The organism is Collinsella sp. LCP21S3_D3 (genome assembly GCF_052118305.1).
Classification (GTDB): Bacteria; Actinomycetota; Coriobacteriia; order Coriobacteriales; family Coriobacteriaceae; genus Collinsella.
Genome location: NZ_JBQKHK010000016.1, coordinates 1 through 24,409, shown reverse-complemented (window position 1 = coordinate 24,409; position 24,409 = coordinate 1). Strand labels below are relative to the sequence as shown.

Below are 24,409 nucleotides of genomic sequence, written 5' to 3'. Positions count from 1 at the left end.
TGCGAGGATTCTATGACGGTAAGCGATATGACCGCGACAAACAAAACAAATGCGCCAGAACCCGGTTTCGACAAAACCGCCCAGCGTATCCTCAACCTTTTCTTTGTCCTCAACAGTTCCCCCGAGCCCTTAACTACCGAGCAGATCGTGCTGGATTCTGACCTAGGCTACGGATCGGGCAACGTCGACTCGGATAAGCGAAAGTTTCGCCGCGACCGCGACAAGCTGCTCGAGCGGGGCATTGTGATCAAGGAAGTTCGCGCCGCGGGTGCCCAGGAGACCGAGGAGAGCGCCTGGACAATCGACCGTGAGCATACGTTTGCCGCGGGCGGCTTGATCACCGCAGACGATGCCGACATTCTGCTAAACGCTATCGATCAGACCCTCACCACGGGCTCTTCGGCCTTTGCGACCCCGCTCGCCGACATACGCTCCAAAATTGCCTATCTGACCGGCGAGACGAATACGGCCGAGCACCCCGTTCTTCACTCGCCGACGGTCGATGCGGTATGGAGCGCGTTTGCCGATCGATGCGCGCTGCGTTTTTTGTATCAAAACGGACGGGGTGAGCAACGACAACGCACTGTTTGCGTCTACGGCATGTTCGAGCGCGAAGGAACAGCCTACTTTTGCGGCCTAGATGACGCCACCGGAAAAATCAGAACCTTTCGCTGCGATCGCATCGTTCGTGCGTGGCGTCCATCGCGGGCCTACGCCATTCCCGCAGACTTCAATCTCAACGATTACCTCTTCTTTGAATTCGATTTCTCCGATTGCCAGCCCGTCACGGCAACTTTCTCGTTTGCTCCGCAGGCTCAATCCGACATGGTCCACGGCCTCACACGTGGGCGAGGAAGGCTCGAGCACGCCAAAGACGGCTGGACCTGGACCGTTGACGTTCGCGACCTGAATGCGGCGGCGTCATTTTGCATGGAACACAGTGTTGACGGTATGAGGCCCGTAGCGCCCAACGAACTCAAGCAGGCGTGGAACCGCCTCATCGAAAGGACAGTGAGCGCTCATGGCCGCGCGTAAGCTCACCAGCGAACAAAGGCTCTCGCGCTCCATCGACATTATGGAGGCACTCTATGCCGCCGGCGAGGCGGGCATGACGCGAGACGAAATCTGCAGTCGCTTCGATATCTCCGGAGCTTCGCTCGACGAGATCATCGGCATCATCTCGACGCTCGCAGACCGCGAATCGGGCGCGCGCATCATTTGCGAATGCCGCGATGAACGTGTGATTCTCATCGGCGATGCGGGCCGAGTGCTGCCGCTTCGTCTGAGTGCCGCCGAGGGCGCCGTACTCAACCATGAATTGGAGTCGCTCGGAATCGAAGAGTGCGCGGCGGCGCGCATCCGGCGCGCACTCCTTCCGGCGGAACTCGGATACAACCAACGCGTTGTCGATACCGTCGCTCGCGGATCTTATTGGCAGCAACTCTGCTGTGCAATCCAGGATGGTGTGCGATGCCTCGTCACCTACCGCTCCCTGGACGACCAGCATCCACGCAGGCGATTGATCGACCCCCTAAAGATCACGACCAACGGCGACCAAACGTACCTGATTGCCTGGGATGTCGAGGCAGACGGGCAGCGCTCCTACCGTATGGACAAGATCGAGGAGCTTCTGCTGACGGAAGACTCCGTCGTGCGTCACACGACCGAAACCACGTCTCTGCACGATTCCCTTGCACAGGCAAGCCAGAGCGTTAAGCTCCTGATGCCGCTCGATATGGCAGAACGCGTGAGGTGGGCAGGTATCAGGTCAATTAAAGCCGATGGGGAGGGTACGGCAAGCGTGACCGTTTGCTATAGCTCCGAAAACTGGCTGTTTAGCCAAATTATCGCAGCGGGCGGAGCCATCCGCATCGCAGACGACCCCGCCCTTTCAAAGCGCCTATGTGATGCCGCCGAGGCACTGGCCTTCCGTTCTTAGCGATGGCGTTCGTGCGCTTGGCGCCATAACTGAAGATAGTGGCCGATCTGCGCCGTTTCGATGCGCTGATACGAGCTCGTAGGCAGCGATGTCAGAAATTTCTTGCCGTAACCCTTCGTCACCAGACGCGGGTCGGCCAAAATCAACACGCCGCAATCGGTCGATGAACGAATCAGGCGACCAGCCGCCTGCTTGACCTCGAGAACCGCCTCGGGCAGCGAGTAGCGTACCCAGGCGCGGTCCTCGCGCAGATTGCGCTCGCACGAGAGAGGATCGGTGGGGCTCGAGAATGGCAGCTTGGGGATAATGACGCATCTCAGCGTCTCGCCGCCGGCATCGAAGCCCTCCCAAAATGCTTTGAGAGCAAAGAGCGACGAGGTCGACTCGTTGATAAAGCGATCGCGCAAGCGACGGGGAGACGAATTGCGCTGCTGACAATTGAGTTCCAGGCCGGCACGCGCCAGCTTGGGCTCAACCCGAGCGTACAGGTCTTCCATATCGCGGCGATTGGTGAACAGCGTGAGCACCGACCCGCCCATGGCAAGATGGGCATCGACCAGCACGCGCTCGAGCGCGGACAGGTAGCCCTCGCGGTCGCGAGGGTCGGGAATGTCCCCCGCCACGACTACGGCCATGTTCGAATCGAAGTCATAGCTCGAATCCAGATGTAGTGACGAGGATGCCGAAGCGCCAATGCGATCGAGGCCTACGGCATGGTTAAAGTGCTCAAAGCTCTTGGACACCGTCATGGTTGCCGAGGCAAAGATGGCCGTATGCACCTCGGGCAGCCACTCGTTCGCCAGGGCCTCGCCGATGTCGATGCGCTCGGCGGTCATGGATTCTCCGCCCGCACGTAGGCGGCGGTTGACCTGCAGCGAGTACACATAATGCTCGTCGGTGCCGTCAATGATGAGCTTGAGGTTCTCGGCCAGCTCGTGCAGACGGCGCGAAATATCGCCCAGGTCGACGACGACCTCGGGTTTATCGGCAGCGACAGCCTGCACCAACGCGGCAACATTTTTATCCGCCTGCTCCAGGGCATCGATAGCAGCGCTGGCAGACTGCAAGAAGTCATGCCAGTCATCCGACTCGCGCAACTCGGGGCCAATCCACAGATTTGCGCTGTCGTAGCCACCGCGAGCGCGACGGCCGAGCTCACGCACGCCGTCAAACACCTCGGCGAGTGCCATGCTCGCGCGTGCGACCGTAGACGTCGCCTTCGCGGTGAGCCCCAGATAAAGCGTGGAGCCTTCGGATATCGCCAAATCACGAGATACCTGGCTCAATGCACCGGAGCTCGACCCGCCAAGGCGCTCAAATAGCACACGAGATTCGTCTGCCGAGACCACGCGCGCCCACTGGCGGCGCGCCTCGCGCTCGATGGAATGGGCCTCGTCGATTACCCAGTGGCGGATGGGAGGCAAAATTCTCCCTTCGGCCGCAACGTTGCGAAACAGCAGGGAATGATTTGTGACCACGACATCGGCATGCGCCGCGCGACGACGGGCACCGTGGACGAGGCATTTATCGGGGAAGAACGGACACAGGCGGCGAGCGCATTCGCGCGAGGCCGTCGTAAAGTCGGGGCGGTTGACGCTGCGCCAGCGAATGCCGAGCGAATCGAGGTCACCATCGGCAGATTGGCACACATACGCCATGATCACCGCAACCGCTGTGAGCGTGTCGGCAGGATCGCGCTTGGTGGTAATCTCGGCCTGACTTCGGCTCATGCGCTCGAGTTTGCGCAGGCACGGATAGTGGTCATATCCCTTGAGCGCACAGAATGACAAGCCTCCGTCCAGCTGTTCGGCGAGTTTTGGCAGCTCGTGGTACATAAGCTGATCGGCAAGATTATTCGATTTGGTCGCAATGCCAACGGTAATGTTGTTTCGGCGGGCGGCCTCGGCAAAGGGCACGAGATACGCCATCGATTTACCGACGCCCGTACCGGCCTCTATCACGCGATGCGTATCCGTAACCAACGCGTCGCGTACCTCGAGCGCCATGGCAATCTGCTCGTCGCGCGGCTCATAAGTGGGATACATGCGATTGACTAGACCACCGGGGGCATAATCCGCCTCAATCTCTTCGCGGCTCGGCATGCTAAGAACCGGCAGCTCGTCGGCATCTACGCGATCATCGGCGCGATCGGCCTTGAGCACGTCGGCGCGGGCGGCGGCAAGCGAGAAAATCGAGCCGGGGTTTTGACCTGCCAAAAACGAGAAAATGGGACGATAGGACCAAGGAACATCCGCGTGCATATCCGCCAGACGCGCCATAAGGCCCTGCGGCAAGTCCGTAAGGGCAACCAGCAGCACGCGCCACACCCCACACAGGGCATCGACATCGGCATTTGCACGGTGCGACACGGAGTCGCAGCCAAACAGATCAGCCATAAAGGACAACTTGTGCGATGCCAGGCGCGGCAGCGCGATACGGGACAACGCCAGCGAATCGATCCAGATGTCGCTGACGTTGACACCGCCCTTGACCGATTCGATGAATGATCGGTCAAACGTGGCATTGTGCGCGATAACCGGGCACCCGCCCACAAAATCGGCGAGCGCAGCCACGGCCTCTACAGCCGAGGGGGCATCGGCCACATCGGCGTTTGTGATGCTTGTGAGCTCAGTGATTTCGGCAGGGATCAGCTGCTTGGGATGCACAAACGTGTCAAAGCGGTCAACGACCTCGCGGCCCGAAAGACGGGCCGCGGAAATCTCGATAAGCTCGTTGTCCTGGACCGAAAGACCCGTGGTCTCGGTATCGAGGACGATAACATCCCCCTCGATAAGGCCAAACGATTGTGTGCGGGCACGCTCGGCAAGCGTTGCATAGGAATCAATGACAAACTGCGGCGTTCCAGGAGATACAGCATCCTCGATTAGCATGCAATGCCCGCTCGACGGAGACCCATGCGAATCAGACTGTCACAGACCTGCGGGAAGGTCATGTCTTTGGTATGACGAATCTCGTCCGGATACAGCGATGTATCGGTCATACCGGGAATCGTATTGGTCTCGAGGATGACGGGGCCGTCCTCGCTCACGATAAAATCGCTGCGCGAAATGCCCAGACAGCCGAGGGCTTTGTGGGCCGCACAGGCTAGTTCCTGGGCACGAGCATAGTTTTCGGGCGAAATCTGCGCCGGAATACGGTGGATATCCGTGGGATCGACGTACTTCACATCCAGGTCGTAGAACTCACAGTCCTCAGGCTTGCGAATCTCGACGATCGGCAGGGCGCGCACGTCATCCTCGCCGTAGACGCCTACGGTAATCTCGGTTCCCTCGATGCACTTTTCGACCAGCACCTTATCGCCGTACTCAAAGGCCTTGGCGATGGCGGCAGGCAGCTCAGAGGGCTCGTGTACCAGGGAGATGCCGTAGCTGGAGCCGTTGACGGCGGGCTTTACAAAGCAACGCTCGCCGCAAATCTCAACGATGCGATCGATATCAACCTCGTCGCCCGCCTCAAGCGCCAAACCGGGGGCAATGGGGATGCCTGCCTTGGCATACAGAAGCTTTGAAACCTCTTTATCGGCGCCACACGCGCTGGCGAGCACACCCGACGCCGTATAGGGGATACCCAGCGTCTCCATGGCTCCCTGCATGGCGCCATCCTCGCCGCCGGCGCCGTGCATGGCGATAAACGCCACGTCAAAATCGCCAGTTGCCATAGTCACCATAAAATCATCGGCAGCCGTATCGAGCAGCTCCACCGAAGTGTAGCCAGCCTCCTTTAGGGCCACCACGACGTTCTTTCCCGAATTGAGCGAAATCTCGCGCTCGGCGGAATGGCCGCCCGCCAAGACCGCTACGTGCATGTTCTCTAGGCTTTTACCCGGCATGGGCAGACTCCTCCTCTATGGTTTCTGCAGCTGATACCATATTGTAGCGATACCCCCTACGTTTCCCCAAAATCGAAAGGCTTCCATGAATCCCAGGACTAAATCTCAGGACATTCGCGACTTGAGCCAAAACGATATTCGCGAGCTCGTGGCCGAACTCGGCCAGCCCGCTTTCCGCGCGAAGCAGCTCATTGAATGGGTTTTTGAGAAGAACGTTTGTTCGTTTGACGATATGACCAACCTTCCCAAGGCTTTCCGCGAGCAGTTAAAGGAGGCATTTTCCTTCGACACGCCGACCGAGCTCACCAAGCAGGTGTCCAAGGACGGCTCTCGTAAATACCTACTCGAGTACCACGATGGCATTTCTGTCGAGACCGTCGGCATGCCCCGTCGTAACAAGCTCTCTGTCTGCGTATCCACCCAAGCCGGCTGCGGAATGGGCTGTGCTTTTTGCGCTACCGGTCTCAACGGCCTCAGGCGCTCGCTGACCGCCCAGGAAATCGTCGACCAGGTACTTCACGTTTCCAATGACTTTGGCGAGCGCGCGACAAGCGTAGTGTTCATGGGCCAGGGCGAGCCTTTTGCCAACTACGATGAGGTTCTTAAGGCGCTGCGCATCCTTAATGACCCCGACGGTATCGGCATTGGAGCGCGCCATCTCACCGTGTCTACCAGCGGTGTTATTCCTGGCATCCGTAAGTTTGCCGACATTCCCGAGCAGTTCACCCTAGCTGTCTCGCTGCACTCCGCCATCCAGTCCACACGCAATAAGCTCATGCCCGGTGTCAAGAAATACACACTCCTGCGCCTTCACGAGGCACTGCAGCTCTACACCGAGAAGACCGGCCGCCGTCCGACGTACGAATATGCCATGATCGAGGGCGTCAACGACACCAACCCCGAAATGCAGGCGCTCTGCGACTTCTGCGAGGGCACGCTGTGCCACGTCAACCTGATTCAGCTCAACGATATTGAGGGCAGCCCGCTCAAGCCGTCACCGATCCATAAGGTAGAAGACCTTCAACGCCGTCTTGAGTCCCGTGGTATCGAGACCACGATCCGCAACTCTCGTGGCAACGATATCGATGCGGCTTGTGGCCAACTCAAGCAGCGTTTCAAAGTTCAGAAGAACGCGTAGGGGAGACCAGCCTAAACGTTTCATGTGAAACATCAGAAAGCCCCGGTTGCTTAATTGCAACCGGGGCTGTTTCATATTCATCGACTATCAGCATCATACGATAGTCCAACATTATTTAGGACGAAATTAGGAATCCCTGTTCTAGTGATCAGACAATGGCCCCTCAGAATAGGCGATTAATTGTTAGGTACCTAAAAGCCTACATTTTCCCATTGATGATTAACCCAATCTTGGTTGATCTTGGGATTCTTAGTCATCTGTGCCGTACGCATGGCAACGTCCTCAGTCATAACATCCATTTTCTTTTTTGAGGTATCAACGATATCCTGTGCTCCGCGAAGTAAACGACCACGTAATTCATCATCTGTCGCAATCTTATAACCGGCAAAAGCGCCAACTGCAACAGTAGCAGCCAAAGCGACAGCAGTCAGAACTTTATTCCTCATCCTGACCTCCTTGATCAAACTGAATGATTTCGCCAAGAATGCGAGAGAGTTCCTCTTCATCCTTAAATTCAATCTCGATCTTGTTCTTGCCGCGCGAGCTCTTTACGCGAACGTTCGTGTTAAACACCTGACGCAGAACGCGTGCCGCCTTCTTAAAAGACTGAGGCGTTGCGGTTCGAGGCGTTTTTGGTGTCTCTCCGGCAGAAAACAACGGAGCAAGATTTTCTGTCGCGCGGACGGACAATCCCTCCGCAACAACCTTCTCAGCTAACTTAATGCGTGCATCTTCGTATGGAACTGCAAGAATTGCACGAGCATGGCCAGCAGTCAGCTTACCTTCAAAGATCATCTGCTGAACAACCTCTGGAAGATCAAGTAGGCGCAGCGAATTGGTGATTGCAGAGCGAGACTTGCTAACAGCCTTCGACAAGGCCTCTTGAGTCATACCACTCGCATCGATGAGCTGTCGATATCCCTTAGCCTCTTCGACGGGATTGAGATCAGAGCGTTGCAGATTTTCAATCAATGCAAGCGCAAGCATCTGTTCATCATCAACATCTTTTATGATGACAGGAACTTCCTCAAGTCCAGCGAGCTTAGAAGCCTGATAACGGCGCTCACCCGCGATAATCTCATAGCCATTACCGTGCTTGCGTACAAGAAGTGGCTGAAGAACACCATGCTCCTGAATCGACTCACTCAACTCTCGAAGCTCGGTCTCATTAAAATGAATTCTGGGTTGGTTGGGATTCGGAACGATATCTTCGATTGGAAGTTTAGTTTCCGAAGCAGTATTGGATGCGGACGCCGCAGATCCACCGGTCTCATATTCTGCTTCGGATACCAATGCATTGAGTCCGCGACCCAAACCGCCACGCTTCCTAGGACTAGGCACGCTTGATCACCTCTTTGGCAAGGTTCATATACGCCTTTGCACCCTTATTTTGCGGTGCATATGTAATTACCGGCTCACCGAACGACGGTGCTTCTGATATTTTAACCGTACGCGGAATCAAGGTCTTAAATGCCTTATCGCCAAAGTACGACTGCACTTCTTCGACAACCTGATTTGAGAGCGATGTTCGCGAATCATACATCGTCATAAGCACGCCATAAGTATCAAGGCTCTTATTTAGGCGTGTTTTGACCATCTTCATCGACTCAAGCAGCTTCGTGACACCTTCGAGTGCGTAATACTCACACTGAATCGGAATCAGAACACTGTCCGCCGCCGTCAACGCATTAATGGTCAGCAAGCCAAGTGAAGGCGGACAGTCAATAAATATAAAATCAAACTCATCCTTAACAGGCTCAAGCAGATCCTTCAAGCGTGTTTCTCGTGCAATTGCGCTTACAAGCTCAATTTCGGCACCTGCAAGCTGAATAGTAGCCGGAATTACAAATACCTTATTGCAATTTGTATCAAGAACAAGCGATTCAGCCGGAACATCATTCAGCAATGCATCATAGATGCAGTTATCGAGTTCTTCTTTTTCAATTCCAAAGCCGCTCGTGCTATTACCCTGTGGATCAAAATCGACAATCAGCGTCTTTCGACCCAGTTCGCCCAGTGCTGCTGCAAGGTTTACTGCTGTGGTGGACTTACCCACACCACCCTTTTGATTGATGATTGCAATGATACGCGTGTCTTTTGCGCTCTTCGAACGCTTAACGTCGCGAAATCCCACGGTCCCTCCTGGTGTATTTTAAGCTGTTAAACGGAGGATGTTTCACGTGAAACATTCCGATTCATCATCTGTTATGTTTCACGTGAAACATAACAAGTAATTACTATCCATTATGTTTCACGTGAAACATCTAGGCAAGCGGATTCTTCTTCGCCATGCCATTAGCACGTGGAAGCGAAATAGCTGCCGGACGAGATTTTTTTAGAATGATAAACTCGCGATGACCCAAGCCATTTGGCAAATCTAAATCATCTGTCAAAAGTGTGGTGAACCCGCATATGCTAGCGGCAGTTAGACCAGACTGAAGTTCGACGTCTGACGGGTTTCCCTTAGTAATAACAAAGAGACCACTATCTATTAGAAATGGTGAAGCATACTCGACGAGAACTGGTAACGGTGCAAGTGCACGAGCAGTGACAACAGCAAACTGTTTCTTATGGCTTCGGGCATATTCTTCAAGACGATCATGAACCGCGTGAGCATGCTTGAGACCGAGAGCCTCAACAAATGAGTTGACGGCATCGACCTTCTTGCCAACCGAATCGATATAGGTAGCCTTACGTCCGCAAGCAATTGTCAAAGGGATACCAGGAAACCCAGCACCAGTACCCATGTCTAACAAAGCGCCTTCTGGAGCTATGTCTATATAGGGAAGCAACACAAGCGAATCAAGAATATGAAGAACAGCCGCATCTTCGATATTTAGGATGCGCGTAAGATTGGTGGTCTTATTAGCCTCCAAAACAAGATCAAGATGCTCAATACAGGAGCGTAGGGCATCATTGGAGACCTTCAAAGAATAGTCTTCGCAATACGAAATTAGACGACTAAGCATCTGGCTTGTCTGCTCATCGGTTAGTACAAACAAGACAAACTCCTATCTGACAAAAATCAGTGTATCAAGAACTTTTGACAAAAAAAGGGGACGTGGAAACCACGCCCCCTTAAGATAAGCTCGTTTAGGTTATCGAGCAACAATCACAACATGACGATCGGGGTCAGAACCCTCAGAATGCGTGTCGACGGCATCGTTGCCGCGAAGAGCAATATGAACCAGACGGCGCTCGTAGGCATTCATGGGAGGAAGCGAAACGCTTTTGTGAGTGCGAACTGCCCGCTCGGCAGCAGACTGAGCCATAGAGGCAACCTTGTCCTGGCGGCGGCTCTTATATCCCTCGACGTCGACGACAACCGGATACCTAAAGCCAAGCTTGCGGCTCACCAACAGCGAGAACATAACCTGAAGGGCATCAAGGGTGCGACCATGACGACCAATTAGGACGGCAAGGTCGGGAGCCGTTACATCAAGAATCAGTTCGCCCTCGTCGCCCTCATACTCATCGATAGGAGAGTTGGCGGCGTCGAAATGCGAAAGGATGGAACGAAGAATAGAAATCGCAACATCGGCAATGGTGTCGAGCTCTTCATCCGTAAGCTCTTCACCAGCCTTGTAGCGCTGTGCAATCTCGAGATAATCGCCCGCGGCCTGCGGGGCAACCTCCTCAAGCATATCCTCGACGATCTCTTCAGACATAACGTACTCCAAAAGTTAGGTACCTAAATAAGATTACTATACCGCTACTTCTTCTTGTGCGGGCGCGGCTTCTTCTCGCGACGCGTGACCTCAACCTGCAGTGGGGCGTTCTTAAGACGCTCCTCCTCTTCGGCCTTAGCCTTCTCGATAACCTTCTGCGTCACAAAGATCTGCTGGATGACCTGCCAGGCAGAAGACACGTCGTAGTACAAAAGAACACCGACGGGCAGGCTCCAACCCATCCAGAGCATCATGACGGTCATGACGACGGCCATCATGCGCATGCTCTGGGCCTGCTGACCAGTCTGATTGCGCGACATGTACAGCTGCGGAATCAGGGTCAGGACAGCAAACAGAATCAGGCAAACCAGCGCAGGCAGTGCGACCATAAAGCCATCGGCAAAAGAGGCACTCGGCGTGGTAGTCAGATCGGGCAGAATGTTGAAGAACGAGAAGGTGCCCTCGTTAAAGTAATGCGGCAGGTTGCGCAGAAGCGTAAACAGGGCGATGAGGATAGGCATCTGAATCAGAAGCGGCAGGCAGCCGGACAGCGGATTGAACTTGTTCTCGCTGTAGAACTTCTGCATCTCCTCGGCCTGGCGCTGGGGATCGTCGGCGTAGCGCTCCTGGATCTCGAGCATCTTGGGCTGCAGCACCTGCATACGGGCCGTCGACTTGGTCGACTTGAGCATGAGCGGCGTCAGCAGCAGACGGACGATGACCACCAGGATAATGATGGACAGGCCCCAGTCGACCGCAAAGGTCTGGATGAGCTTGAGCAGCTCGAAAAGGATGTTAACGATCCAATCCCACATGTAATTTTTCCTCCGATAGCGAGTGCCCGCTAGGGCACAGGGTCATAACCGCCGACGTGCAGGGGATTGCAGCGAGCGATGCGCCTCACGGCAAGCCAGCAGCCTCTACAAACACCGTATTTCTCGATAGCCTGGACGGCGTAATGAGAACACGTTGGATAATAAATGCAGGCGTCAGGCAATAAGGGCGAAATAACCTGTTGATATATGCGAATAGGAGCGATGGCAACACGTCGCAAAACGTGATTGCTCATCGCTCCTCCCCGGCAACGCCGGCGCGTATCACAAGCGAACGCAATGCCTCGTTCATCTCCTCCGGCGACGAGATCCTCGTCTTGGGGGTCGCGAACAAGATGATGTCATAACCCGCAACGGGAAATCCGCAGCTGCGGGCGGCCTCGCGCATCACACGCTTAGAACGATTGCGCACAACTGCGCAACCGAGTCGTTTAGCACCAACGAAGGCGACCCTTCCAGAGTCGCCTTCGCCAACCGATTCACATATGGTCATTCGAATCAGAGGATGATTGAAACGACGCCCCTGACTGAACACATGCTCGAAATCTTGCCGAGACTTAATAGTCTTCATGCGAGATGTGTGTATCGCTGCTAGACAGTGAGACGCTTGCGGCCCTTGGCGCGGCGACGGGCGAGCACGGCACGACCACCCTTGGTGGCCATACGGGCACGGAAGCCATGGGTCTTGGCACGCTTACGCTTATTAGGCTGATACGTACGCTTCATCTTAAGTTCCTCCTGCTGCATTTCGAGTGTCCGCGAGGGCGCGGACGCAGATATAGACACGTGAGCTTGAAGATTGTAGGGAAATCAATGTTCAAATGTCAAGAAATCAAAGGTAAAAGGTTGCGCAGTTCACACGGTTCCGCCATAAGCCGGATGAGTTTTTGAGTATGACTCCAACTTTTCACGATATTTCACCGAGTTTTCAACAGGTCATGTTGCCAATGTTGAGAACTTTTCGCCCATTTTCCAAAGTTTTCAACATGTTTTGAAAACTTGTCGAAAGATGAGAAACATTGCGCGGTGAGCTACTATTTATCCGAAACCTTTTGAAAGATTGCGAGCGGCATGTCTGACGACTTTTACACCATGGTCGATTCCGGTGACCCGGCACCCGACAACGAGCACATCAACGGCGTACGCGAAGAGCGCAAAGAGGGCGAGCAGACATCGAAACAGACACCAAAAACCATGTATGCGGCGCGCATCGCCGTCTATGACGACATGCTTTCGACCCCGCGCGTGATCGTCATCGAGCCGCAAGACATCCGCACGTATCTGGAAGAGACGACTAACACCGTCTACCAGTGCATGAAAGAGCAAGGCGGACACATCTCACTCATGGTTATCCGCGAGATTGTCGAAAACTTTATCCACGCCCACTTTGCCGAGCCCATTATCTCGATCCTGGATGGCGGGGAAACTATCCGCTTTGCCGACCAAGGTCCGGGCATCGACGACAAAGAGCGCGCCTTCGACTTTGGCGTCACCAGCGCAAACAGCAAGATGAAGCGGTATATACGCGGCACCGGGGCAGGTTTTCCCATGGTGCAGGAATACCTGGAAAACGCCGGCGGGGCAGTCTCCATCGAAGACAACATGGGCAACGGCACCGTCGTCACGGTGAGCCTCGACCCCAAGCGCGTGCAGGAAATTGAGCGCGCGGGAGGGCGCGGGGCAGCCGTGCGCCCCGAGGCCCAGGGGTCGGAATACCCACTGCCGGGAGCATTTCCACAGCAAGCAATGATGACTCCGCAGCAAACCATGGCCGCGTCCCCACTACAACAGCCCATGGCTTCGCAGCAGATGCATCAACCCGGCATGCCGCCCATGCAGGACCCCCAGCCCGCGGGACAGACGACAACTCAAGGCTCGGCAGAGTCCATGGTCCCGGCCGATTTGGATGCAGCCGCGATGCAGCAGGTGACGGGCATGCAAGGAACTCGGCAGATGGGCTTCCAACCGTACCCGCAGGCATATCCGGGACAATATATGCCGCAGCAGGGATACTCCCAGCAATATATGCAGCAGTATCCCCAGGGCTATCAGCAGCCGTATCAGCAGATGCCGCAGCCGTACAATCCCTGGGCCCAGCAGATGCCGCCGCAGCCATACCAACAGTGGCCGCAAAGTTTTCAACAGCCGATGCCAACCATGCAGAGTTCTCAACAACCAGCAGCTCAAATGATGTATCCTAATGCGGCGAATCAATACGCACAGCCGCAACCGGACATATTTGTGAGCGAGCGCGGCAACGCGGCGCTGGGATATCTGGCTCAAAACCAAGAGTGCGGCGCCACCGACCTGGCGCGAGCATTTGGAAACTCCGCGCCCACGTGGTCACGCACACTCAATGACTTGGCGCAGGCCGGCTTGGTAATCAAACACGGTCAGAAATACCATCTGACCGAACTCGGCAGCGCTCGCGTGCGTGCCCAAAGTTAAGGAACGGGAGAGACAGTGGACGAGGAAGCAAGCATCATCCTGGAGGATGCCATCGCCTTTTGCCAGCGCGACGGCCAAGATGCACGCCTCATCAACATGTTGGGGCAATCGCGTGCCGTGAGCCTGACCGAGGACACCTTGACCATCGAGGCACCGTCGCGCTTTGCCATTGCGCAGCTCAAAAAGCACCAGCCGACTATCGAGCACTACCTAGAAGAGATTGCCTTTGCGCCGATCGCGCTCAACATCGTGGCCCCGCAGGGTCCCACGACAGGCGCCACAGGGGCGGCACCCGTCACTCCCCCTTTGACGATCGTCGCCCCCGTGGCGGCTCTGGAGACCAATGCGAGCGATGTTTCCCGTGAAACCATGCCCCACGCAACAGCCGCGCCGGTAGCAACCGCGCCCAGCGTTTCACACATGCCCGTCGCGCACGACGCGGCGCCGGGCGAAGAACCGGGCATCGCGATCAAAAACACGCTGTCGGCCGACGATTTCCGCCGCATGATGAATCAGATGAAGGGCGTGGCACCCGCCAGGAGCGCAAAACCAGTCTCGACATCGCCTGTGAGCGTCCCCACGGCCGCGGCGCCGGGCGAGCAGAACGCCGATGGCGCGCCCCTCGTGGCCAACTCAAAATTCACCTTCGAAAACTTTGTCTACGGCCCCGAAAACAGCCACGCCTATCGTTCGGCGCTTAAATTCGCCGCACTCGCAGACGAACGCGGTACTTGCACATCCCTGTTCATCTATGGCAAATCGGGCTTGGGCAAGACCCACCTGCTGCTCGCCATCAAAAACGAGCTCGCCGAGAAGTCGCCCGAGATCAAAGTGAAATACGCCAACTCACAGGCATACATCGATGATCTGATGACAGAATTCGACCGCCAAAAGAAGAGTAACGCCCCCATCATGCAGGCATACCACGGCGTGGACGTGCTCATCATCGATGACATCCAAAACATCATCGGCAAGCGCGCGAGCGTGGATTACTTTTTCCAGCTCATGGACGAGTTTATCCGCAACAACAAGAAGGTCGTGATTGCCGCAGACCGTGCGCCCAAGGACCTGAACATGGACGAGCGCCTGACCAGCCGCTTTAACGCCGGCATGCTCTGCTTGGTAGCAGAGCCCAGCTACGAGATGAAGTACAAGATTCTGCAGCGCTATTACGAGAACACGATCGCGGCGGCGCCCGAGGCGGGCGACGACTCGCTGCTGGCGGCCTACGGTGGCGACAGCGGACATCTGACCGACGAGCACTTTAAACATATGGCGGAGGTATCGGGCACCAACATCCGTGAGCTCGAGAGCTTCTGCGAGCGCTGCGCCGGGGAGGCGGGCGACCGCGAGCGCGAGGGTAGCGAGCTGAGCTTCGACGACATCGATGCCATCGCCAGCCAGTACTTCGAAACGTCGGCCAAAAAGATCAACGTGCAGACAGTTCAGTCTGTTATCGAGGAGCAGTACGGCGTGACGCATGAGGAGCTCATTGGTCCGCGCCGCAATGCCAATATCGCCAAGGCTCGCCATATCGCCATTTACCTAGCGATCGAGATGTGCGAGATGACAACCACCGCCGTGGGTGCGGAGTTTGGCAACCGCAACCACTCGACCGTCAGCACGAGCTACAAAAAAGTCCAGAAGATGATCCAGGAAGACCGGACCGTGACCGAGGACCTCAAATCGCTACGAGACAAAATTACACTGCGCTCGTAGGGAAATAGGCACACCTGTTGAAAACTTGTCGAAACCGCGGGCATAAGGTGTCTAAAACCCAGCCCGCTCCGATGAAAAGTTTTGCGCAGGTTTTGAACGTGGAAAACGACCCCTGTTGCACACAGGGAACTGTCGATTCTCTTTTTGGGTTTGACCTGCATGTTTGGGAGTAATCAACAGTTTCGTCAGTACTATTACTATTATTAAGATATTTATATCTATAGAAAGGTATTAAAAGATGAAGTTCACCGTCAGCCAGAGCTCGCTTACGCAAGCAATCGGCGTCGTCATGAAGGGTGTCGCTTCGGCATCCACCCTCCCTATTCTGTCGGGCGTGCTCATCAAGGCACAAGACGGCATCTTGGAATTCCAAACCTCTAACTACACTATCTCGATTCGTCATCGCATCGCGGCACATGTGGAAGAGGAAGGTGAGATGGTAATCCCCTGCAAGATGCTCTCCAACATCACCAAGACCCTTCCCGATGCCCCAGTTACCTTTGAGCTTTCGGAGCGCCAGGTGCTGATCGGTTGCGAGAAGAGTTCCTTCCGCCTGAATACGCTCGATGCCAACGATTTCCCCGAGTTCCCGGCCTATGCCATCGAGAGCGCCGTTGAGCTCCCGACCGACATTCTGTCCGAGATGGTCAGCCGCGTGTGGCGCGTCACCTCGACCGACAAGGCCCGCCCCATCCTGGGCGGTGTGCATATGAGAGTAGAAAACAACACCGTGCGCCTGGTGGCGACCGACTCCTTCCGTCTGGCCGTGTGCGATACGCAGGTGGAGACCTCGACGCTCGAGGGCTCCTTTGAGCTCAACGTGCCGGCCGATGCCTTCAACGACGCCCTGAGCATCATGGCGAGCCAGGCGACCATTATGATCGGTGCCACCGACACCCAGGTTGTCTTTGAAGCCGGCAACACCACCTACGTGTCGCGCCGCATAGAGGGTATGTATCCCAACTACAAGCAGCTCATCCCCGATTCGTGCGTAACGAGCGTCAAGATCGACGTGGCGGCTTTTAATGCCGCCCTCAAGCGCGTGGCGGTCATCGCGAGCGCCAACCCCGCCGTCAAGTTTGAGATCGATGTCGAGAACGGCCAGATGGGCCTGTCCTCCATCTCCAATGACCAGGATCTGGCGCAGGAGACGATCGATGTCGAGGCCGAGGGCGAGTCGGGCACCATTGCCTTTAACTACCACTACATCTTTGGCTGTCTCAACGCCCTGTCCAAGGAGAAGGAGATCACGCTGGAGCTCAAGAGCTACTCGCAGGCCGGCATCTTTAAGTCCTACGACAAGATCAACTATCTGTACCTGGTCATGCCGGTGCGCATCTAGCGGCGCCCTATGGCCATGTTCGCCCGCGATCTTTCCGTCGCGCGCTACCGCAGCTTCGATAGCTATTGCCTGGAACTGAGCGATGGCGTGACGGTGCTCGCGGGGCCCAACGCGGCGGGAAAGACCAACCTCATAGAGGCGCTGCAGCTGCTAACGAGCGGCGCCTCGTTTAGGCATTCCACTGCCGTCGAGCTTGTGCACGACGGCACGGGTTTGTGCAAGGCCGAGCTTAGGCTCGAGGGCGATGGCCGCGTGCTGGACATGGGCCTATGCGTGGAGGACGGTAAGCGTTCGTTTAGCCGCAACGGCAAGCGATGTGCCGCCTCTGGCGTGCGCGGCGTGCTGCCGAGTGTTTTGTTCTGCCCCGATCATCTGGATATGGTTAAGCGCGGTGCCAGCGTGCGTCGCGCCGCGCTCGACGACTTTGGCGTGCAGCTGAGCGCCCGCTATGCCGATCTGGCAAGCGCCTACGGCCGCTGCGTGACGCAGCGCAACGCCCTGCTCAAAGAGACATGGTGCTGTCGCGAGATGCTCGGTGCGTGGAATGAGTCGATTGCCCGCGCCGGATCGGCCCTGCTGGTGCACCGCTTGGCCCTGCTCGATCGCTTGGCCGCCCACGTGCGCAATGCCTACGGGCTGGTTGCGTCCGGGGAGGAGGCCGATGTGGCCTATGCGTCCACGTTGGGGGAGCTGCCCCAGACCGATGACCGCGAGGAGCTGAGGGGCTGGGCATACGAGCGCATGCTCGCGGCGCTCGACGAGCGCGCCGACGAGGAAATCCGCCGCGGCGTGACACTCGTGGGTCCGCACCGCGACGAGATTGAGTTTTCGGTCGCCGGCCGCTCGGCTCGCTCGTTTGCCAGTCAGGGTCAGCAACGTACGTTGGTCCTGGCTTGGAAGGTGGCCGAGGTGGCCGTAGCCCGCGATATTCTGGGTACCGCCCCGCTGCTGCTTTTGGATGACGTGATGAGCGAGCTCGACGGCGATCGCCGCGCCGCTTTTTTGCAGCTGATCGGCGACGACATCCAGACAGTCATAACCACCACCAATTTGGGATACTTTACCGATGAGTTACTTGATCGAGCCAAGGTGGTGAGCATGGGTGAGGCATGCTAATTACGAGCGTGAGAACGGCACGGCTGCCTTCAGTGACTTTTTGGGTGCCGAGCGCCAGCGCATCTTGGCGTCGGCTACGCCCGAGCGTCGTGCGCAAATGGAGGCCGCCGAGGAATCGCGCGCGGTCTACCGTGCTTGGAACGCGGTGTGCTCGGGCACGCGCGAGGGCCGGCACGTGACGGGGCTGCGTTATCTTCCCGAGTCCAACGAGCTGCTGGTGTATCTCGATTCGCCCTCGTGGACACAGGAGATGACACTTTTGCGCGAGATAATCCGCGCACGCATGGAGCGTGCCGGCGCGCATGTGGATGGCCTGGTATTTAAGACGACCCGTCCCGGCCACACGCCGCCCGCGGCAAAGGAGCGCCTGCGCCCGGTCGCGCCCCCGCGCCCGCCCGCGCCGCATGCCGACCTGAATGAAGCCGAGCGCGCCGAGATCGAGCGCCAGGTGTCGCCCATCGAAGACCAAAAACTGCGTGAGGCCCTCCAGAACGCCATGAGGGCCAGTGCCGAGTGGGCCAAGGGCGTGCAAAGCAAAAAAGAGTCTTAAATCGCATCTGGTGGCCTTGTATAGGCAAATACCCTCGTCCCCGAGGGTATTTTTTACGATAAAATAGTAAGGCTATACAGATTTTCTTAACCGAAGGAGGACGTGTGGCAAACGAAAACGATTACGATGGCGGCGAAATTAAGATCCTCGAGGGTCTCGAAGCCGTCCGTAAGCGCCCGGGCATGTATATCGGCTCGACGAGCGCCAGCGGTCTGCACCACCTGGTGTGGGAGATCGTTGACAACTCCGTCGACGAGGCCATGGCCGGTTTCTGCACCGAGATTCAGGTGACGGTCCACGCCGACAACTCCATTACGGTCGTCGATAACGGGCGCGGCATCCCCGTCGACGAGCACCCTGTCAAAAAGATTCCGACGCTCGAGGTCGTCATGACGATCCTTCACGCCGGCGGTAAGTTCGATAACTCGGCCTATAAGGTTTCCGGCGGTCTGCACGGCGTGGGCATCTCCGTTGTCAACGCCCTGTCCAAGCGCGTGGTCGTACAGGTGCGCCGCGACGGCAATATCTACGAGATGGAATTCTCGCGCGGCAAGACCGTCAAGAAGATGGAGGTCGTGGGCACCTCGGATTCGACGGGCACCACCGTCTCCTTCTGGCCCGACGACGAGATCTTCGAGACCTGCGTCTACGATTTCGATACACTGCACAATCGTCTGCAAGAGACGGCGTTTCTCAATAAGAACCTCAAGATCGTGCTGACTGACGAGCGCGAGGCGGCTCCCCGCGTGGAGGAGTTTTGCTACGAGGGCGGCATCATCGACTTCGTCAAGTTCCTCAACGACGGCAAGGACGTCCCCGAGGCCTTTAAGGAGCCCATCTACATTGAGGGTAAATCGGACCCGGATGCGCCCGTGGCCAAGATGGGCGAGGTCGAGGTGTCCCTGCAGTGGAACGCCGGTTATGGCGAGAACGTCATGTCGTTTGCCAACGACATCTACACCCCCGAGGGCGGCATGCACCTTGAGGGCTTCCGCACCGCCCTCACCCGCGTGATTAACGATTACGCCCGCAAGCAGAACCTGCTTAAGGAGAAAGAGGCCAACCTGAGCGGTGACGATGTGCGCGAGGGTCTCTCGGCCGTCATCTCGGTCAAGCTGCCCGATCCGCAGTTTGAGGGCCAGACCAAGGCCAAGCTCGGTAGTTCCTACATGCGCGCGCTTACGCTCAAGATTGTGACCGACGGTCTTGCCGACTACCTTGAGGAGCACCCCAAGCCCGCCCGCGAGATCGTCAAGAAGGCGCAGCAGGCCTGCAAGGCCCGCAACGCCGCCCGCAAGGCGCGCGAGGCGACCCGTCGCAAGAGCCTGCTCGAGACGGCGTCGCTGCCCGGCAAACTCGCCGACTGCTCGGTGCGCGATGCCGAGCTGACCGAGCTCTTCATCGTAGAGGGCGACTCGGCAGGCGGTTCGGCCAAGGACGGCCGTCGCCGAGACATCCAGGCGATTCTGCCCCTGCGCGGCAAGATTCTGAACGTCGAGCGCGTGGGCGACCATCGTGCGTTCTCGAGCGACACCATCCAGTCGCTGATCACCGCGATCGGTTGCGGCGTTACGACGAGCGCCGGCGACGGCGGCGACTTCGATATCACCAAGGCGCGCTACCACAAGATCATCATCATGACCGATGCAGATGTCGACGGTGCGCATATCCGCATCCTGCTGCTGACGTTCTTCTACAAGTACATGCGTCCGCTGATCGATGCCGGCTATGTCTATGTTGCCTGCCCGCCCATCTTTGGCATTAAGGTGCGCAACAAGATCCACTACGTGTATCCCAACGGCCGACAGCCCGAAGACGAGATTCTGCGCGACACCATTCAGAGCCTGGGCCTGAACCCCGACGACAACGACGAGGACGGCAAGGCCAAGGATGGCAAGATCACCAAGAAGCGCAAGGGCTATACCGTCCAGCGCTACAAGGGCCTGGGTGAGATGGACCCCAAGCAGCTTGCCTCGACGACGATGGACCCCAAGACCCGCATTTTGCAGCGCGTGACGATCGAGGATGCCGTGGTGGCGGACCGTGCCGTACGCGAGCTCATGGGTTCCGAGGTGGGCTATCGCCGCGAGTACATTGAAAAACACGCGCATGATGCACGCTTCTTAGATGCCTAACCTGTTCGGCTTTCCCAGCCACCGCACCTTCGCCCTCAACCGTCGGTCGCGTACCCAAGTACGCTTCCCTCCTCTCTCGGGCGAATCTGCGGCACCTGGAAAAGCCGTCTCCGTGGTAGGGAACTAATGGACCACGCAAACCATGAGGAGGTAACGTGGCAGACGATATCAACAACAACGAGGGTATGGACGAGGCCGGCGACGCCGGTATGCCCGATGATCTGAAGCGCCTGCTCGCCCGCGCCGAGCAGGGCGAGGACGGCGATCCGGATTCCTACAACCCCGATGTCGAGGATGAAGAGGAAGAGGATGACGACGCCGAGCTCGAGGAGAGCTTTGGCGCGGTCGATCGCGGTGCCTCGGCCGGCGAGGACATCAACGGCGGCCAGCTCCAGATTTCGGAGTTTGGCCGCGAGATGAAGCAGTCGTTTATCGAGTACTCGATGTCGGTCATTACGGCACGCGCCCTGCCGGACGTGCGCGACGGCTTAAAGCCGGTGCACCGCCGCATCCTGTACGCCATGAACGAGAGCGGCATCTACCCCAACCGCCCGCACAAGAAGTCGGCCTGGACGGTCGGCGAAGTTATCGGTAAGTACCACCCCCACGGCGACTCCGCGGTCTATGAGACCATGGTTCGTCTAGCGCAGTGGTTCTCCATGCGCACGCCGCTTATCGACGGCCACGGCAACTTTGGCAACATCGACGGCGACGGTGCCGCAGCCATGCGTTACACCGAGAGCCGTCTGGCAAAGCCCGCCATGGAGCTGCTCCGCGACCTGCAGAAGGATACCGTCGACTGGCAGCCCAACTACGACGAGTCACTCGCCGAGCCCGTGGTACTGCCCGCACGCTTCCCCAACCTGCTGGTTAACGGCAGCCAAGGCATCGCTGTAGGCATGGCCACCAATATCGCCCCGCATAACCTCACCGAGGCGATCGAGGCCACCTGCTACCTGATCGATAACCCCGACGCCACCGTCGACGAGCTCATGCAGATTATGCCCGGCCCGGACTTTCCCACCGGTGCCATCATCATGGGTAGCGCCGGCATTAGGCAGAGCTACGAGACCGGCCGCGGTTCCATCACCGTGCGTGCCAAGGCCCATGTGGAGTCCACCAAGACCGGCCGAAGCCGTTTGGTCTTTACCGAGATTCCCTACATGGTCAACAAGGGCACCCTACAGGAGAAAATCGCCCAGCTCGTAAACGACAAGCGCATCGAGGGCATCTCGGATATGCGCGACGAGTCCAACCAAAAGGGCATCCGTCTGGTCATTGAGCTCAAGAAGGGCGTTATCCCGCAGGTCGTACTTAACAACCTGTATAAGTACACCTCGCTGCAGACCACCTTTGGTGCCAACAATCTGGCGCTCGTCAATGGCGTTCCTAAATGCCTGAGCCTGCGCGAGATGCTGCAGCACTACATCGACCACCAGGTCGACGTAGTCACCCGCCGCACCCACTTTGACCTTAAAAAGGCCCAGGCCCGTGCACATATCCTTGAGGGCTACCTTATGGCCCTCGACCATATCGACGAGGTCATTAGCATCATCCGCTCCTCGCAGACCGATTCCGAGGCCAGCAGCCGCCTGATCGAGCGTTTTGGCTTTACGCCCGAGCAGACCACGGCCATCCTCGAGATGAAGCTGCGTCGCCTGACCGGCCTGGAGCGGGACAAGATCCAGGAAGAGCTGGACGGCCTGCGCCGTGCTATCGCCTACTACGAGGACCTTCTGACGCACGAGGAGAAGATTCTGGGCGTCATCAAGGAAGAGATGCGCGAGATCTCCAAGAAGTTTGGCGACAAGCGCCGCACCGAGATCAGCCAGGTCGAGAAGGATCTGGACGTCGAGGACCTCATCGCCGACGAGGACATGGTCGTGACGATCACCCACACCGGCTATGTGAAGCGTATCCCGGTGGCCGCTTACCGTGCCCAGAAGCGCGGCGGCAAGGGCGTGTCGGGCGTCAACCTTAAAGAGGACGACGTTATCGACGAGATGTTTATCGCGTCCACCCACGAGTATGTGCTGTTCTTCTCGAGCAAGGGCAAGGTCTACCGTCTGAAGGTGCACGAGCTGCCGGTTGGTACGCGCCAGGCGCGCGGCACCGCAATCGTCAACCTGCTTCCCTTTGAGGAAGGTGAGAAGATCGCGAGCGTCATTAGCTGTCGTGAGTTCCCAGCCGATGAGTACCTGATGTTTGCCACCAAGAACGGCATGGTCAAGAAGACCGTGATGAGCGCCTATGATCGCAGCCGCCGCGATGGCCTCATCGCCATCAACCTGAGGGACGACGACGCGCTGCTCGCCGTGCGCCGCGTGCGCGAGGGCGATAAGATCATTATGGCCACCACTGCGGGCAAGGCGATCATGTTCCCCGAGGACCAGGTTCGCGCTACCGGCCGCGACACCAGCGGTGTCCGCGGCATTGGCATGAAGGACGGCGTGAGTGTCCTGGGCATGGAGGTCACCAACGGCGAGGGCGACCTGTTTGTCATTACCGAGTGCGGCTACGGCAAGCGCACGCCAGTCTCGGATTATCCGGAGCAAAACCGCGGCGGCCAGGGTGTCTACACCATCCAAATGACCGAGCGCAAGGGCAACCTTGCGGCCATGAAGGCGGTCGGCCCGCAGCATGAGCTGTTTATCGTGACGGAGGGCGCGACGGTCATTCGCGTCAAGACCGACGAGATCAGCCAGACCGGTCGAACCACGCAGGGTGTCAAGATGATGACCGTAAGCGATGACGACCGCGTGTGCGCCGTTGCCCGCATGACGGCCGCCGAAGAGAAGCCCGAGGGCGAAAGTGCCGAGACCGCAGACGTCACCGAAGAGGCCCCAGTCGACCTAGGCGACGGCAACGACATGCCAGAGGATCTCCTAGACGAGTAAGAGGCCCTAGCTGGTAAAAATCATCAGACCCCATATATCGGCGGTCGGCGCACAGTGCGCCGACCGCTTTTTTGAAAACCTTGGGACCCCATGGTCGCTGGGCTGGCGAGATAGTGTTGGTTTGTCGCGAGTTCCGCACGCAAAGAAGGCCACTTAATGTGGCCTTCGTCTTGCGCAGGACTGCCCGAGCAGCAAACCAACACTATCTCGCCAGCCCAGCGACCACCCCTCCCAAAGATTTTCAAAAAAGTTGTTGACGCGCGCGTAACGACTCGTCTAATATATCCCTTGCGCGATGGACCTGTAGCTCAGTTGGTTAGAGCGTCCGGCTGATAACCGGGAGGTCACAAGTTCGAATCTTGTCAGGTCCACCACTTTCTTTCGCAATAAACACCCCAGCGAGAGCCGAGTCGCCGCTGGGGTGTTTATTACTGTCTCCGTGGGGGTTTAGCTCAGCTGGGAGAGCGCGGGCTTTGCAAGCCTGAGGTCAGGGGTTCGATCCCCCTAACCTCCACCATGATGGACCTGTAGCTCAGTTGGTTAGAGCGTCCGGCTGATAACCGGGAGGTCACAAGTTCGAATCTTGTCAGGTCCACCATCAAAACGTTAAGAGCCCTGGGGCATTGCCTCGGGGCTTTTTTCTTACCCGTTGGAGCAGTTAATTGAACTGCACCCCAAAACTTGGACGGCTTAAATAAGAACTACGCCGCAAGGGACTGTCTCCGGAACTCCTCCGGGGTCAGTCCCTTCAGTTTAACCTGGCGCCTCCTCGTG

The 24,409-nt window shown here is 57.4% G+C and carries 22 protein-coding genes and 3 tRNA genes; 13 read left to right on the top strand and 12 right to left on the bottom strand.

What is annotated here, in order from left to right:
* Nucleotides 1–12: 12 nt before the first annotated feature.
* Nucleotides 13–1,035: a helix-turn-helix transcriptional regulator gene (locus tag ACTQ1S_RS07665; protein ID WP_441547435.1), complete on the top strand. Its 1,023-nt coding sequence runs from the start codon at nt 13–15 to the stop codon at nt 1,033–1,035.
* Nucleotides 1,022–1,939 (top strand): helix-turn-helix transcriptional regulator, encoded by a 918-nt coding sequence (locus ACTQ1S_RS07660; RefSeq protein ID WP_441547434.1) that lies wholly within the window; start codon nt 1,022–1,024, stop codon nt 1,937–1,939. The genes ACTQ1S_RS07665 and ACTQ1S_RS07660 overlap by 14 nt, the downstream gene beginning before the upstream one ends.
* Here ACTQ1S_RS07660 and ACTQ1S_RS07655 read toward each other — a convergent pair.
* The gene (locus tag ACTQ1S_RS07655) at nt 1,936–4,830 is read right to left on the bottom strand and encodes a helicase C-terminal domain-containing protein (RefSeq protein WP_441547433.1); all 2,895 of its coding nucleotides are present in this window, start codon (nt 4,828–4,830) and stop codon (nt 1,936–1,938) included. The genes ACTQ1S_RS07660 and ACTQ1S_RS07655 overlap by 4 nt on opposite strands.
* Nucleotides 4,824–5,789, bottom strand: coding sequence for a D-alanine--D-alanine ligase family protein (locus tag ACTQ1S_RS07650; RefSeq protein ID WP_427748142.1), 966 nt, complete (start codon nt 5,787–5,789; stop codon nt 4,824–4,826). Before ACTQ1S_RS07650 ends, ACTQ1S_RS07655 begins: the two co-directional genes overlap by 7 nt.
* 85 nt (nt 5,790–5,874) lie before the next feature.
* Between ACTQ1S_RS07650 and rlmN the strand changes: the two genes are divergently transcribed.
* Nucleotides 5,875–6,927: a 23S rRNA (adenine(2503)-C(2))-methyltransferase RlmN gene (gene rlmN, locus ACTQ1S_RS07645; RefSeq protein ID WP_441547432.1), complete on the top strand. Its 1,053-nt coding sequence runs from the start codon at nt 5,875–5,877 to the stop codon at nt 6,925–6,927.
* Nucleotides 6,928–7,118: 191 nt separating this feature from the next.
* Here the strand turns inward: rlmN and ACTQ1S_RS07640 are convergent, their stop codons facing one another.
* From ACTQ1S_RS07640 to rpmH, 9 genes are all read right to left on the bottom strand, one after another.
* Entirely contained in the window at nt 7,119–7,373 is a 255-nt protein-coding gene (locus tag ACTQ1S_RS07640; RefSeq protein ID WP_154516796.1) for a hypothetical protein, read from the bottom strand.
* Nucleotides 7,363–8,241 (bottom strand): ParB/RepB/Spo0J family partition protein, encoded by an 879-nt coding sequence (locus ACTQ1S_RS07635; RefSeq protein ID WP_441547431.1) that lies wholly within the window; start codon nt 8,239–8,241, stop codon nt 7,363–7,365. The genes ACTQ1S_RS07640 and ACTQ1S_RS07635 overlap by 11 nt, the downstream gene beginning before the upstream one ends.
* A gap of 19 nt (nt 8,242–8,260) precedes the next feature.
* Nucleotides 8,261–9,061, bottom strand: a complete 801-nt coding sequence (locus ACTQ1S_RS07630) for a ParA family protein (protein WP_441547430.1) — start codon at nt 9,059–9,061, stop codon at nt 8,261–8,263.
* 130 nt (nt 9,062–9,191) lie between these two features.
* Nucleotides 9,192–9,929, bottom strand: coding sequence for a 16S rRNA (guanine(527)-N(7))-methyltransferase RsmG (rsmG, locus tag ACTQ1S_RS07625; RefSeq protein WP_441547429.1), 738 nt, complete (start codon nt 9,927–9,929; stop codon nt 9,192–9,194).
* 96 nt (nt 9,930–10,025) lie between these two features.
* A complete protein-coding gene (locus ACTQ1S_RS07620) occupies nt 10,026–10,595 on the bottom strand; it encodes a Jag family protein (protein WP_154516793.1) in 570 nt (189 codons plus the stop codon).
* A gap of 44 nt (nt 10,596–10,639) precedes the next feature.
* Nucleotides 10,640–11,410, bottom strand: coding sequence for a YidC/Oxa1 family membrane protein insertase (locus ACTQ1S_RS07615; RefSeq protein WP_427717906.1), 771 nt, complete (start codon nt 11,408–11,410; stop codon nt 10,640–10,642).
* A gap of 29 nt (nt 11,411–11,439) precedes the next feature.
* Nucleotides 11,440–11,664: a membrane protein insertion efficiency factor YidD gene (yidD, locus tag ACTQ1S_RS07610; protein ID WP_154516787.1), complete on the bottom strand. Its 225-nt coding sequence runs from the start codon at nt 11,662–11,664 to the stop codon at nt 11,440–11,442.
* Nucleotides 11,661–11,999 carry a ribonuclease P protein component gene (rnpA, locus tag ACTQ1S_RS07605; RefSeq protein ID WP_154516785.1) on the bottom strand — a complete coding sequence of 113 codons (339 nt, stop codon included), beginning with the start codon at nt 11,997–11,999 and terminating at the stop codon, nt 11,661–11,663. The genes yidD and rnpA overlap by 4 nt, the downstream gene beginning before the upstream one ends.
* Nucleotides 12,000–12,019: 20 nt before the next feature.
* Entirely contained in the window at nt 12,020–12,154 is a 135-nt protein-coding gene (rpmH, locus tag ACTQ1S_RS07600; RefSeq protein ID WP_019127408.1) for a 50S ribosomal protein L34, read from the bottom strand.
* 345 nt (nt 12,155–12,499) lie between these two features.
* Between rpmH and ACTQ1S_RS07595 the strand changes: the two genes are divergently transcribed.
* The 10 genes from ACTQ1S_RS07595 (at nt 12,500) to ACTQ1S_RS07550 (ending at nt 24,233) form a co-directional block, all read left to right on the top strand.
* Entirely contained in the window at nt 12,500–13,876 is a 1,377-nt protein-coding gene (locus ACTQ1S_RS07595; protein WP_441547428.1) for an ATP-binding protein, read from the top strand.
* Between the two features lie 15 nt (nt 13,877–13,891).
* Nucleotides 13,892–15,595 (top strand): DnaA ATPase domain-containing protein, encoded by a 1,704-nt coding sequence (locus ACTQ1S_RS07590; RefSeq protein WP_441547427.1) that lies wholly within the window; start codon nt 13,892–13,894, stop codon nt 15,593–15,595.
* A 238-nt stretch (nt 15,596–15,833) separates the two neighbouring features.
* On the top strand, nt 15,834–16,937 hold the full coding sequence (dnaN, locus tag ACTQ1S_RS07585) for a DNA polymerase III subunit beta (protein ID WP_427729028.1): 1,104 nt from the start codon (nt 15,834–15,836) through the stop codon (nt 16,935–16,937).
* 9 nt (nt 16,938–16,946) lie between these two features.
* The gene (gene recF, locus ACTQ1S_RS07580) at nt 16,947–18,053 is read left to right on the top strand and encodes a DNA replication/repair protein RecF (RefSeq protein WP_441547426.1); all 1,107 of its coding nucleotides are present in this window, start codon (nt 16,947–16,949) and stop codon (nt 18,051–18,053) included.
* Nucleotides 18,040–18,603 (top strand): DciA family protein, encoded by a 564-nt coding sequence (locus ACTQ1S_RS07575; protein WP_441056457.1) that lies wholly within the window; start codon nt 18,040–18,042, stop codon nt 18,601–18,603. The genes recF and ACTQ1S_RS07575 overlap by 14 nt, the downstream gene beginning before the upstream one ends.
* Nucleotides 18,604–18,707: 104 nt before the next feature.
* On the top strand, nt 18,708–20,738 hold the full coding sequence (gyrB, locus tag ACTQ1S_RS07570; protein ID WP_427717924.1) for a DNA topoisomerase (ATP-hydrolyzing) subunit B: 2,031 nt from the start codon (nt 18,708–18,710) through the stop codon (nt 20,736–20,738).
* 185 nt (nt 20,739–20,923) lie between these two features.
* The gene (gene gyrA, locus ACTQ1S_RS07565; RefSeq protein ID WP_441547442.1) at nt 20,924–23,635 is read left to right on the top strand and encodes a DNA gyrase subunit A; all 2,712 of its coding nucleotides are present in this window, start codon (nt 20,924–20,926) and stop codon (nt 23,633–23,635) included.
* A gap of 297 nt (nt 23,636–23,932) precedes the next feature.
* Nucleotides 23,933–24,009: transfer RNA gene (locus tag ACTQ1S_RS07560), tRNA-Ile, on the top strand.
* Between the two features lie 67 nt (nt 24,010–24,076).
* Nucleotides 24,077–24,152 (top strand) — tRNA-Ala (locus ACTQ1S_RS07555).
* Nucleotides 24,153–24,156: 4 nt separating this feature from the next.
* Nucleotides 24,157–24,233: transfer RNA gene (locus ACTQ1S_RS07550), tRNA-Ile, on the top strand.
* Between the two features lie 103 nt (nt 24,234–24,336).
* On the opposite strand, the gene ACTQ1S_RS07545 is transcribed toward ACTQ1S_RS07550, so the two are convergent.
* Nucleotides 24,337–24,409, bottom strand: a 73-nt coding sequence (locus ACTQ1S_RS07545) for an IS3 family transposase (protein ID WP_441015707.1), incomplete at its 5' end; no start/stop codon positions are given.